Below are 12,438 nucleotides of genomic sequence, written 5' to 3'. Positions count from 1 at the left end.
CGCACCGGGCGGCGCCGCGGGCCGCGCCGCGGGTGACGCACCGGCCCACCCCCCGGCGGGCTCCCCGCACCGGGTGGCGCTCGCGGCGTCCGCGGGCTCCTTCGCGGCGGCCGTTATCGCCCCGGGCGGCCCGCACGTCGCTCCTCCGGGCCACGGCCCCGGTGGCATGGACCCCATGGCGGTCTGTCTCGCCGTGCTCGGGGCGGCCGGCTGGGCCGTCGTCCTCCTGCTGTCGTTCGGCGCCCTGCGCCGCCCGGCCGACGGCGGCGCGGCGGCCGGGGCCGCGTGGTTCTCGCGTGCCCTGTGGCCCGTCCCGCCCCCGCCACGGCACAAGGCCCTCGCCCGGTTGTCGGTGCTGCGCGTATAGGCGGCAGCGCGCTCGCCGCTGCCCCCGCACACCACCGACCACCCAATGAGGTGCTTTCCCATGCGCAACACCACTCGCCGCGCCGTGCTCGGCGCGGGCATCGTCACCGCCGGAAGCGGCCTGCTGGCCGCCTGCTCGAAGGGCGGCGATTCCGCCGCGGCGCCGTCCGACACCGCGCCCGCCGGCTACGTCTCCCCCGACGGCCCGGAGGTCGCCGCCGCGGAGGCCCGGCGCCGCCCGGGCCCCGTGCGCGAGGTGCGGCTGACCGCCACTGCGGCCGCGCTCGACCTGGGCGGGGGCCGTACGGTCCGGTCCTGGGCGTACGACGACGCCCTGCCCGGCAAGGAGATCCGGGTCACCGCCGGCGACACCCTCGCCCTCACCCTCGCCAACCACCTGCCCGAGCCCACGTCCGTGCACTGGCACGGGCTGGCGCTGCGCAACGACATGGACGGGGTCCCCGGCCTCACGCAGCCGGCCGTCCGGGCGGGCGCCTCGCGCGACTACCGTTTCGCGGTCACCCACCCCGGCACGTACTGGCTGCACCCGCATTCCGGCACCCAGCAGGACCGGGGGCTGTACGCGCCGCTGATCGTGGAGGACCCGAAGGAGCCGCTGGCCTACGACAAGGAGTGGGTCGTCGTCCTCGACGACTGGGTCGACGGCGTGGACGGCAGCACCCCGGACGCGGTGCTCGCGGAACTCAGCCGGGGCATGGGCGGCATGGACCACGGCGGCATGGATCACGGCGGGGGCGCCGGCCACGGCGGGGGGCACGGCATGACGCACACGTCGGTGTCGTCGAAGGGCGCGGCGGCGCGGCGGGCGGCGGCGTCCCCCTCCCCCGCCGGGCCGCCGCGGATGCTGATGGGCGCCACCAGCGACGTGCTCGGCGGTGACGCCGGTGACGTCGCCTACCCCCACTACCTCGTCAACGGGCGCGTCCCCGAGGACCCGCAGACCTTCACCGCCCGGCCCGGCGACCGGGTGCGCATCCGCCTCATCAACGCGGGCGGCGACACGGCCTTCCGCGTGGCCCTCGGCGACCACCGCATGACCGTCACCCATACGGATGGTTTCCCCGTCGAGCACGTCCAGACGGACGCCCTCCTGCTGGGTATGGGAGAGCGCTACGACGTACTGGTGAAGGTGAAGGACGGCGTCTTCCCGCTGACCGCCCTGGCCGAGGGCAAGAAGCGCAGCGCGCTGGCCGTGCTGCGCACGGGCGGCGGGACGGCGCCCGGCGCGGACGTACGCCCCCGGGAGCTGGAGGGCACCCCGCTGACCGCCGCCGCCCTGAAGGCGGACCGGTCCGTGGCGCTCGCGGACCGCAGGCCCGACCGCACGGTCACCCTGCGGCTGTCGGGCTCGATGGCGAGGTACGACTGGGCCGTCAACGGCAGGAAGTACGCGCCCGGCCAGCGCTATCCGGTGGGCGCCGGCGAGCGGGTGCGGCTCGTCTTCGTCAACGACACCGACATGTGGCACCCGATGCACCTGCACGGCCACACCTTCGCGCTGCCCGGCGGCGGGCCCCGCAAGGACACCGCGATCGTGCTGCCGGGCAAGCGGCTGGAGGCCGACTTCGACGCGGACAACCCGGGCCTGTGGATGATCCACTGCCACAACGTGTACCACGCGGAGGCCGGGATGATGACGGTCCTCGGCTACCGCAGCTAGGCGTGCGTGCGCGGCGGGCCCGGCACCGGGGGCCGGGCCCGTCGTGGCGGCGCTCACACCACATTGCGTCAGTCAGACGATTAGACTGGCGGCGTGGCTCAACTTCGTCTCGCCCTGAACCAGATCGACTCCCGCGTCGGCGACCTCGCCGGGAACGCCGACTCGATCGTCCGCTGGACCCGGCACTCCGCCGAACAGGGAGCCCACCTCGTGGCGTTCCCCGAGATGGTGCTGACGGGCTACCCCGTCGAGGACCTGGCCCTGCGGTCGTCCTTCGTCGAGGCCAGCCGGAACGCCCTGCGCTCCCTGGCCGGACGCCTGCAGGCCGAGGGCCTCGGGGAACTGCCGGTGGTCGTCGGCTACCTCGACCGCCACGAGGAGTCCCGCGACGAGCTGGGCCGGCCGGCCGGCGCCCCGTGCAACGCCGCCGCCGTGCTGCACCGCGGCGAGGCCGTGCTCACCTTCGCCAAGCACCACCTGCCCAACTACGGCGTCTTCGACGAGTTCCGGTACTTCGTGCCCGGCGACACGCTGCCGGTGATCCGCGTGCACGGCGTGGACGTCGCCCTCGCCATCTGCGAGGACCTCTGGCAGGGCGGTGGCCGTGTGCCCGCCACCCGCACCGCCGGGGCCGGGCTGCTGCTCTCCGTCAACGCCTCCCCGTACGAGCGGGAGAAGGACGACACCCGCCTGGAGCTGGTCCGCAAGCGGGCCCAGGAGGCCGGCTGCACCCTCGCCTACCTGGCGATGACCGGCGGCCAGGACGAGCTGGTCTTCGACGGCGACTCGATCGTCGTGGACCGCGACGGCGAGGTCGTCACGCGCGCCCCGCAGTTCGAGGAGCGCTGCATCGTGCTCGACCTCGACCTGCCCGAGGCCCCGGCGACGCCGCCGTCCGGCGTGGTCGACGACGGCCTGCGCATCGAGCACGTCACGCTCTCCGCCGAGCCGCTGCCCGCCTACGAGCCGGAGTTCACCGGCGGCGAGGTGGCGCACCTGGGCGACGACGAGGAGGTGTACAGCGCGCTGGTGACGGGCCTGCGGGCCTACGTCCGGAAGAACGGTTTCCGCAGCGTCCTCATCGGCCTCTCCGGCGGCATCGACTCCGCGCTCGTCGCCGCCGTCGCCTGCGACGCGATCGGCGCGGAGAACGTGTACGGCGTGGCCATGCCGTCCCGTTACTCCTCCGACCACTCCCTCGGGGACGCCGAGGAGCTGGCCCGCCGCACCGGCCTCCACTTCCGCACCGTGCCGATCGCGCCGATGTTCGACGCCTACATGGGTGCGCTGGGCCTGACCGGCCTCGCCGAGGAGAACCTGCAGTCCCGCCTGCGGGGCACGATGCTGATGGCGATCTCCAACCAGGAGGGCCACATCGTGCTGGCGCCGGGCAACAAGTCCGAGCTGGCGTGCGGCTACTCCACGCTCTACGGCGACTCGGTCGGCGCGTACGGCCCGATCAAGGACGTCTACAAGACGGGCATCTTCCGCCTCGCCAAGTGGCGCAACCAGGCGGCCGCCGAGCGCGGCGAGACCCCGCCGATCCCGGAGAACTCCATCGCCAAGCCCCCGAGCGCCGAGCTGCGCCCGGGTCAGGTGGACACGGACTCGCTGCCGGACTACGACGTGCTCGACCGGATCCTGGAGCTGTACGTCGACCGGGACCGGGGACGGGCGGCGATCGTGGCGGAGGGCTTCGACGCGGAGCTCGTCGCGCGCATCCTGCGGCTCGTCGACACGGCGGAGTACAAGCGGCGCCAGTACCCGCCGGGCACGAAGATCTCGGCGAAGGGCTTCGGCAAGGACCGTCGCCTGCCGATCACGAACGCCTGGCGCGAGAGCGTGTGACACCCGGGCGGGGCGGGGGGCTCATCCCCTGCCCCGCACCACCAGGCCGTCCAGCAGCCGGGCCGTCGCCGCGGCCACCTCGTCGACGGCCTGCTCGAAGACGGCCTCGTTGTGCGCGGCGGGCCGGTGGAAACCGGACACCTTGCGCACGTACTGCAGGGCGGCCGCGCGGATGTCGTCCTCGCCGGGCTCGGGCGTCACCGGCGCCCTGAGCGTCTTGATGCTGCGGCACATGACTCCAGTGTGCCGCGCGGCCTCAGATCTTGACCCGCGCCGCCACCGGCAGGTGGTCGCTCGGCGTCGCCGGCAGGGTCCACGCCGAGACCGGGTCCATGCCACGGACCATGATCTGGTCGATGCGGGCCATCGGGAAGTCGGCCGGCCAGCTGAAGCCGAAGCCGTCGCCCGCCGCGCCCTGGGCCGAGCGTAGCTGCGAGGTGATGGGGGCGAGGGAGCGGTCGTTCATGGTGCCGTTGAGGTCGCCGAGGAGGACGACCCTCTTCTCCGGCTCCTGGGCGATGGCCCGGCCGAGCGCCTCGGCGCTGTTGTCGCGCTGCCCGGCGGTGAAACCGGCGTTGAACTTCACGCGCACCGAGGGCAGGTGGGCGACGTAGACGGCCACCGGGCCCTGCGGGGTGCGGACGGTGGCGCGCAGGGCGCGCGTCCAGCCGAGCTTGATGTCGACGGGCTGGCTCAGCTGCAGCGGGTACTTGCTCCAGATCCCCACCGTGCCCTGCACGGAGTGGTACTTGTACGTGCCCGCGAGCGCCTTCTCGTACCGGGAGGCGTCGCTGAGCTCCTCCAGGGCCACGACGTCCGCGCCGGAGGCGGCGACGGCCCGGGCGGTGGCCGCGGGGTCGGGGTTCTCGGCGTTGACGTTGTGGGTGGCGACGGTGAAGTTGCCGCCCTTGCCGGACTTGTCGCTCAGCAGGCCGCCGAAGAGGTTGGCCCAGACGACGGCGGGGAGCAGCAGGGCTATCAGGGCCGTCGCCGAGCGGCGCCAGAGCGCCAGCCCGAGCAGCACGGGGAGGAACAGGCCCAGCCAGGGCAGGAAGGTCTCGGTGAGGCTGCCGAGGTTGCCGACCCGGTTGGGGATGTCGGCGTGCAGCAGCATCAGCAGGCCCAGGAGCACGGCGAGCGCGGCGAGCACCGCACCGCGGCGCCACATGCCGGGGCTCTTCCACTGCCTCTTCTCGTCCTGCTGCTCGCTCCGCTTCTCCTGCCACCGGGCGGTGAGGAAGCGGCGGACTCCGGAGCCGTTCCGCTCCGGAGCGGCTCCCTCGTGGCCCGTCTCCTCCATATATGCCTGCGGCATGGGATGTCCTCACTGCTTCGTCAACTGCGTCCCCGCCACCCGACCATAGGTGATCAACGGAGCGGGGCTTACCCGGCCACCCCTGGCCGGGGCGTCGGGGAGGAGGACGAGCGTCCGGTGTGCAGGGGTTCCTGTCGATCGCGCCCCTCCGGGGGCTGTGACAGAACGGGCACATTCGGGTCTCAGCCGGAAAAAGTCCGCTCCCGGGGCCGTACGCCCTCCAGCACGGTGTCGACGATCCGCTCCGCCAGACCCTCGGAGAGATCCTCCCACTCGTGGAGCAGGGCCCGGGTCAGCATCGGGCTGACGAACAGCTCGGCCAGCAGCTCGACGTCCAGGTCCGAGCGGACCTCACCGGTCGCCATGCCGCGCCGCAGGACGGCGAAGACGGCCTCGCGGCGGGCCGTGACGACCGTGCGGTGGTATTCGTTCCAGAGCCTGGGGTGCGCCTTGACCTGGGTGACGACCGTGCGCAGGACGGCGGAGGAGCGCTTGGCGAGCCCGCGGCGGCGCAGGAACTCCAGGAGGACGACGAGGTCGTCGCGGACCGAGGCGCCGGGCGGCTCGGGCTGGCTGACGTCGTCGAGGGAGCGCAGCACGTCGAGCATCAGCTCCTCCTTGCCGGCCCAGCGCCGGTAGAGGGCCGCCTTGCCGACGCCCGCCTCGCGGGCTATGCGTTCCATCGACAGCTCGCCGATGGTGACGCCCTGTTCCAGCAGGCGCAGCACGGTCTCGACGACGGCGGTGTCGACGGCCGCGCTGCGCGGCCGCCCGCGCCGCTCGGCGCGGGCGGTGCCCTGTGCGGGGGTGCCGGTGTTCTCGTGCGCGGGGGTGCCGGTGCCGGTCAATTACCTGCTCCCGCCTGTTGCTTCTCGGCGTCCGGCCGGGCCGTGCCGGGCGCGCCGCGGCCCGCCTGCCGGGGCGGCAGGAAGAGCAGGGCGACGATCGCTCCGAGCAGGGCGAAGGCGCTGGCGCCGAGCACGGTGACGTGCATGGCGTGGACGAACGCGTCGCGGGCGGGGGCGACGAGGCCCTCGCCCGCCGGGCCGAGCCTCCCGGCGACGGCGAGGGTCGCCTCGATGGACTCGCCGGCGGCGTGCCGGGCCTCGTCGGTCAGCCCGGGGACGGCGTCGAGCCGGCCGGTGATGCCGTCGCGGTAGGTGGTGGAGAGCACCGAGCCGAGCACGGCGACGCCGAGCGCGCCGCCGATCTGCCGGAAGGTGTTGTTCACGGCGGATCCGGAGCCGGCCTTCTCACGGGGCAGCGACTGCATGATCGAGACGGTGGCGGGCGGGGTGATGTGGGCCATCGCGATGCCCTGGAAGAGGAACAGCACCTCCAGGACCCAGATCGGGGTGTCCGTGTCGAGCAGGGCGTAGCCGGCCATGGTGGCGGCCATCACGAGCATGCCGCCGGTGCACACGGCGCGGGCGCCGAACCGCTGGACGACGATCCGGGTGCGCGAGGCGAAGACCATCTGGGCGGCGGCGAGCGGCAGCATCAGCAGGCCGCTCTGCAGCGGGGTGAAGCCGCGGGCGCTCTGCGTGTAGAAGACCATGAAGAACGTGACGCCCATCAGCCCGAAGAAGACCAGCGCCAGCGAGGAGACGGCCGCCGAGAAGGCCGGGTTGCGGAAGTAGCGCACGTCCATGGCGGGGTGGGTGCTGCGCCGCTCGTGCAGGACGAACAGGGCGAGCACGAGCAGGCCGCCGGCGGCCGTTCCGTAGACCTCGGGCACGGTGAAGTCGGCGAGCTGACCGCCCTTGATGATGCCGTAGACCAGCAGGACGAGTCCGACGACGGACAGCAGCACGCCCAGGGGGTCGAGCCGGCCGGGCCGGGGGTCCCGGGAGTCGGGGACGAGGAGGACCATCGCGGTGACGGCGGCGACGACGATCGGGACGTTGATGAGGAAGACCGAGCCCCACCAGAAGCGGCTGAGCAGGAGGCCGCCGGTGATGGGCCCCAGGGCGATGGCCATGCCGACGGCGCCGGCCCAGATGCCGATGGCCTTGGGCTGCTCGTCCCGCTCGAAGACGTTCATGATGATGGCGAGCGTCGACGGCATGACGAACGCGCCGCCGAAGCCCATGAGCGCGCGGTAGGCGATCAGCTCGGCGGGCGATCCGGCCATGGAGGCGAGCACGGAGCCGATCCCGAAGACGGTCATGCCGAAGACGAGGACCTTCTTGCGGCCCCACCGGTCGCCGAGCAGGCCGGCGGTGAACAGTATTCCGGCGAAGACCAGCGTGTAGGCGTTGATCGCCCACTCCAGCTCGCTCTGGCTGGCCCCGAGGCCGGTGGGGGCGGGGGCGGCGATCGTCTTCATCGCCACGTTGAGGACCGAATTGCCGAGGACGACCACGAGGAGGCTGCACAGCAGCACCGCGAGGACGGCCCAGCGCCGGCGGTGGACGTCCTCGGGGACCTTGCGGACGGGTGGGGCGGAGTCGGGAGTCGCCATGCCACCCACGATAGGTTATTTCGATACGGACCCGTTCCGTATCGCCTCTCCCCCGCTTCCGCCGGCCCGCGGGCGGGGCCCGCCGCCCGCGGGGGTGGGGGCCACTTCCCCGCCCGGGTGCGGCGTGTCAGCATGGAGGTGATCCGGAGACGCCGTCAGGGCGCTTCGAGACGACAACACAGGAGCCACGGCAATGACGCATGCCTTGAAAACCCCCGACAGCAGCCAGAAGGCCGGCACCAAGGCGCTGTACGGCGGTACGAGTTCCCGTCGCATCACCGTCCGTGACATCGCCGCCGCCAAGGAGCGCGGCGAGAAGTGGCCCATGCTCACCGCCTACGACGCGATGACCGCCTCCGTCTTCGACGAGGCCGGCATCCCCGTCCTGCTCGTGGGCGACTCGATGGGCAACTGTCACCTCGGCTACGAGTCCACGGTGCCGGTCACCATGGACGAGATCGCCCTCCTCTCGGCCGCCGTCGTACGGGGCACCAAGCGCGCCCTGGTCGTCGGCGACCTGCCCTTCGGCTCGTACCAGGAGGGGGCGGTCCAGGCGCTGCGCAACGCCACCCGGCTGGTGAAGGAGGCGGGCGTCGGCGCGGTCAAGCTGGAGGGCGGCGAGCGCTCGGCCCACCAGATCGAGCTGCTGGTCCAGGCCGGCATACCGGTCATGGCGCACGTCGGCCTGACCCCGCAGTCCGTCAACGCCTACGGCGGCTACCCGGTGCAGGGCCGCGGCGAGGAGGCGGCCCAGCAGCTGCTGCGCGACGCCAAGGCCGTCCAGGACGCGGGCGCCTTCGCCGTCGTGCTGGAGCTCGTACCGGCGGAGCTGGCCGCAGAGGTCACCCGTACCCTGCACATCCCCACCGTGGGCATCGGCGCGGGCGTCGAGTGCGACGCGCAGGTGCTGGTGTGGACCGACATGGCCGGGATGACGAGCGGCCGCCTGCCGCGCTTCGTCAAGCAGTACGCGCAGGTGCGCGAGGTCCTCGGGGACGCCGCCAAGGCGTTCGCGGAGGACGTCGTGGGCGGGGCGTACCCGGCCGAGGAGCACTCCTTCCACTAGGCCGCACCGCGGTGCCGGCGGTCCGCCGCCGGCACCGCCGTCGGTGATCTGTCGGTGAGCCGTCGGCGGCCCGCCCCGGCCGTCGGCGGGATGTCGGCCCGTTGTCAGCGGCGCCTGGCACCGTAGGGGGCATGACGCGAACCGACATCCACGACCGCGACGGAAACGCGGTCCAAGTACGGGGCCTGGTCAAGCACTTCGGCTCGACCAAGGCACTCGACGGGGTCGACCTGGACGTACGCGAGGGCACGGTCCTCGGCGTCCTCGGCCCCAACGGCGCCGGCAAGACGACGCTGGTCAGATGCCTGTCCACGCTGATCCGGCCGGACGCGGGCAGCGCCCGGGTCGCCGGGTACGACGTGCTGCGACAGCCCCGGCAGCTGCGCCGGGTCATCGGGCTGACCGGCCAGTACGCCTCGGTGGACGAGAAGCTCTCCGGCACCGAGAACCTCTACATGATCGGGCGGCTGCTCGACCTCTCGCGCAAGGACGCCCGGCGGCGGGCCGAGGAGATGCTGGAGCGCTTCTCCCTGACGGAGGCCGCCAAGCGCCCCGCGATGACCTACTCCGGTGGCATGCGGCGCCGGCTCGACCTGGCCGCTTCCATGATCGGCCGGCCGGCGGTGCTCTACCTGGACGAGCCCACCACGGGCCTCGACCCGCGCACCCGCAACGAGGTGTGGGCGGAGGTGCAGCGGATGGTGGCCGAGGGCGCCACGGTCCTGCTCACCACGCAGTACATGGAGGAGGCCGAGCAGCTGGCCGACGAGCTGACCGTCATCGACCGGGGCCGGGTCATCGCCGGGGGCGGGGTCGACGAGCTGAAGGCGAAGGTCGGCGGGCGCACCCTGCAGATCCGCCCGGCGGACCGGGCCGAGCTGTCCCGGATGGCCGAGGAGGTCTCCCGCGCCGGGCTGGCGGGGATCGCCGGCGCCACCGCCGACGAGGCGGAGGGCGTGGTCAACGTCCCCATCGTCAGCGACGAGCAGCTGACGGCCGTGATCGGCATGCTGGGCGGCCGTGGCTTCGCCATCGCCGGCATCAGCACCCATCTGCCCAGCCTGGACGAGGTGTTCCTCGCCGTCACGGGCCAGAAGACGTCCACCCCGGCTGCTGCCGGAGCGCACACCGACGAGCTTGAGGAGGTCGCGGCATGAGCGCGGCGACGATCAGTGCGCCCGCGGCGGCGCCCGCCGAGGACGGCCGGATCGGCCTGCGGGCCAACCTGCGGCACATCGGGGCGCTGGCGCGCCGCAACATGCTGCAGATCAAGCAGGACCCCGAGTCGATGTTCGACGCGGTGCTGATGCCGATCATCTTCATCCTGCTGTTCACGTACGTCTTCGGCGGCTCGATCGCCGGCAAGGGTCACGAGAAGGAGTACGTCGACTACCTGGTGCCCGGCCTGATGGCGATGATGGGCATGAACATCGCCATGGCGGTCGGCACGGGCATCAACGACGACTTCAAGAAGGGGGTGATGGACCGCTTCCGCACGATGCCGATAGCCCGGTCCTCCGTCCTCATCGCGAAGATCGTCGTCGAGGTCGGCCGGATGCTCGTCGCGACCCTGATCCTGCTGGCCATGGGCTTCGCGATCGGCCTGACCGTCAGCACGTCGGTGCTGCACCTGCTGGCGGCGGTGGCGCTGTCCATGGTGTTCGGCGCCTCGCTGATGTGGATCTTCATTCTGCTGGGTCTGACCATGAAGACGGCGCAGGCCGTTCAGGGGGTCGCCATGCTCGTCCTGATGCCGCTGCAGTTCGGCAGCTCCATCTTCGCGCCCACCGCGAACATGCCGGGCTGGCTGGAGGGGTTCACGAAGTACAACCCGCTGTCCAACCTCGCCGACGCCGCCCGTCACCTGATCAACGGCGGCCCGGTGGCCCACTCGGTGTGGATGACGCTGGCCTGGTCGGTGGCGATCACGGTGGTGACGGCTCCGCTGGCGGTCGCCAAGTTCCGCAAGAGGACCTGACCGGCCGCCCCGCCCGCGGCGTCGGGTGCGCGTCAGACGAGGGCGCCGGCCTCCGCGGAGGAGAGGCCGGTGCCCTCGGCGTGCGCCCGCCGGTAGACCTGCTCGCCCAGCACCGACCGGGCCCGTTCCTCGGTCCAGTCGTGGATCTCGGTCTCCATGGCGGGGGTGCGGAAGCCCGGGTAGCGGAGGGTCTCGCAGGCGCCGAGCAGGCGGGCCGCCGTCAGGGCGTGCTCCTCGCCGCCCAGCGCGGCGTGGGCGTGGGCACCGTGCAGCAGTGCCGCGGTCAGCAGCTGCGGGGCGATCAGCCGGCTCAGCGGGTCCTCGCACTTCTCCAGCGCGACGCGCACCCTCGGCAGTGCCTCCTGGGGGCGGCCCAGGAGGGTGTCGGTCCAGGCGAGCAGACCGGCCATCAGGCCCTCGAAGACGGCGATGGCCCGCTCGTTGAAGTCCTGCGCGAGCAGCTCGAAGTGCTCCCTGGCCTCTGCGGGGCGGCCGGAGCGGGCCACGCGGATGCCGAGCTGGACGCGGACGAAGGCGGCGGTGTCGGGGCTGAGCCGCATGGCGTCGGCGAGCGCCTCGCGGTAGAACCGCTCGCCCTCCTCCGGGTTGAGCTGCTCGTCCTCCAGCAGCACCTCGGTGAGCCGGGCCCGCAGCATGGGCGCCTGTCCCTCGGCGCCCAGTTCCACCACGCGGTCGATGGCCGCGCGGTAGTCGTCGGCGGCGCCCGCGAGGTCGCCGTGCTTCTCCCGGGCCTCGCCGCGGCCGGACAGCGCCTCGGCCACGCCCCAGGAGTCGCCGACGCCCTGGAAGATCTCCAGGCTCTCGTCGGCGTCCGCGATGCCCTGGTCGGCCCGCTCGACGCTGTCGTTGAGCACCTTGGCGCGCAGCTGCAGCAGGTTGGCGAGCTCCCAGGAGTAGCCGAGGTCGCGGCAGCGCTGCACGGCGTCGTCGAGGACGGCGTAGAGGTCGTCCGCGGCGCCCGTCATCAAGGTCGCGTAGTACCACATCATGCCCGGCACGCGGCAGTTCTGCGGCTGCCCGTTGCCGTAGGCGGCGACGATGCCGTGCAGCAGCTCCTGGGTGGAGGGCGAGCCGATCTCCCGCATGTTGGCCTCCACGTTGGCGATCGCGACCAGCCGGATGCCGCGGCGCGCCTCCTGCAGCAGGTCCGGGGACATCGGGGGCGGTGCCTCGATGCAGGAGACGTACAGGGGCGGTGCGGGCTCGATGGGTTCCGCGAAGGGGTTGGGGCCCAGTGCGGCCACGGCCTCCGTCCAGTGCCGGGCGTCGGCGCGGTGGCCGCGCAGTTGCCAGAACCAGGCCAGGGACAGCACCAGGCACAGCGCCTCGTGCTCGTCGCGGGCGGCGACGGCGCGGCGGAGCGCGGCGCGGAGGTTGTCGTGCTCCAGCTCCAGGCGGTCCAGCCAGGCGCGCTGCCCGGTGCCGCGCAGCAAGGGGTCGGTGGTGCGGGCCAGTTCGCGGTAGGCCACCAGGTGGCGCCGTTCGACGGCCGCCCGTTCGCCGGCCTCGTCCAGCCGCTCGCCGGCGTACTCGCCGACGGTCTCCAGCAGCCGGTAGCGCATCTGGCCGTCGGCGGCGGGGGCGGCCACCACGAGCGACTTGTCGACGAGCGAGCCGAGGAGGGCGGCGACGTCCAGGGCGTGGACGTCGGTGCCGTCGGCGCAGACCTCCTCGGCGGCGGACAGGTCGCAGCCGCCGG

10 protein-coding genes and 1 pseudogene are annotated in these 12,438 nt (G+C 73.0%); 6 read left to right on the top strand and 5 right to left on the bottom strand.

Annotated elements, in window-relative coordinates:
- From LE181_RS30005 to LE181_RS29995, 3 genes are all read left to right on the top strand, one after another.
- Positions 1-367: hypothetical protein (locus tag LE181_RS30005; RefSeq protein ID WP_225664667.1), on the top strand; the 367-nt coding region annotated here is incomplete at its 5' end.
- A 60-nt stretch (positions 368-427) separates the two neighbouring features.
- On the top strand, positions 428-2,047 hold the full coding sequence (locus LE181_RS30000) for a multicopper oxidase family protein (protein ID WP_225664666.1): 1,620 nt from the start codon (positions 428-430) through the stop codon (positions 2,045-2,047).
- 93 nt (positions 2,048-2,140) lie between these two features.
- Entirely contained in the window at positions 2,141-3,895 is a 1,755-nt protein-coding gene (locus LE181_RS29995; protein WP_225664665.1) for an NAD+ synthase, read from the top strand.
- Between the two features lie 21 nt (positions 3,896-3,916).
- Here LE181_RS29995 and LE181_RS29990 read toward each other — a convergent pair whose 3' ends face one another.
- The 4 genes from LE181_RS29990 to LE181_RS29975 all read right to left on the bottom strand — a co-directional run bounded on the left by LE181_RS29990 (position 3,917) and on the right by LE181_RS29975 (position 7,674).
- Complete coding sequence (locus LE181_RS29990; RefSeq protein WP_225664664.1) at positions 3,917-4,129, bottom strand: DUF2277 domain-containing protein; 213 nt, start codon at positions 4,127-4,129, stop codon at positions 3,917-3,919.
- A 22-nt stretch (positions 4,130-4,151) separates the two neighbouring features.
- Positions 4,152-5,063 carry an endonuclease/exonuclease/phosphatase family protein gene (locus tag LE181_RS29985; protein WP_372458543.1) on the bottom strand — a complete coding sequence of 304 codons (912 nt, stop codon included), beginning with the start codon at positions 5,061-5,063 and terminating at the stop codon, positions 4,152-4,154.
- 329 nt (positions 5,064-5,392) lie between these two features.
- Positions 5,393-6,058, bottom strand: a complete 666-nt coding sequence (locus tag LE181_RS29980; RefSeq protein ID WP_225664662.1) for a TetR/AcrR family transcriptional regulator — start codon at positions 6,056-6,058, stop codon at positions 5,393-5,395.
- Positions 6,055-7,674, bottom strand: coding sequence for an MFS transporter (locus tag LE181_RS29975; RefSeq protein ID WP_225664661.1), 1,620 nt, complete (start codon positions 7,672-7,674; stop codon positions 6,055-6,057). The genes LE181_RS29980 and LE181_RS29975 overlap by 4 nt, the downstream gene beginning before the upstream one ends.
- A 193-nt stretch (positions 7,675-7,867) precedes the next feature.
- Here LE181_RS29975 and panB point away from each other — a divergent pair, with 193 nt between their 5' ends.
- From panB to LE181_RS29960, 3 genes are all read left to right on the top strand, one after another.
- Complete coding sequence (gene panB / locus LE181_RS29970; RefSeq protein WP_225664660.1) at positions 7,868-8,740, top strand: 3-methyl-2-oxobutanoate hydroxymethyltransferase; 873 nt, start codon at positions 7,868-7,870, stop codon at positions 8,738-8,740.
- Between the two features lie 131 nt (positions 8,741-8,871).
- Positions 8,872-9,897 (top strand): ATP-binding cassette domain-containing protein, encoded by a 1,026-nt coding sequence (locus LE181_RS29965; RefSeq protein ID WP_225664659.1) that lies wholly within the window; start codon positions 8,872-8,874, stop codon positions 9,895-9,897.
- The gene (locus LE181_RS29960) at positions 9,894-10,718 is read left to right on the top strand and encodes an ABC transporter permease (protein WP_225664658.1); all 825 of its coding nucleotides are present in this window, start codon (positions 9,894-9,896) and stop codon (positions 10,716-10,718) included. Before LE181_RS29965 ends, LE181_RS29960 begins: the two co-directional genes overlap by 4 nt.
- 32 nt (positions 10,719-10,750) lie before the next feature.
- Here the strand turns inward: LE181_RS29960 and LE181_RS29955 are convergent.
- Positions 10,751-12,438: pseudogene (locus LE181_RS29955) on the bottom strand (AfsR/SARP family transcriptional regulator); the annotation flags it as partial.

The sequence above is a fragment of the Streptomyces sichuanensis genome (genome assembly GCF_020328095.1).
Taxonomy (GTDB): Bacteria; Actinomycetota; Actinomycetes; order Streptomycetales; family Streptomycetaceae; genus Streptomyces; species Streptomyces cinnamoneus.
The sequence above is the reverse complement of the archived record's forward strand: the minus strand, read 5'-3'. Positions and strand labels throughout refer to the sequence as shown.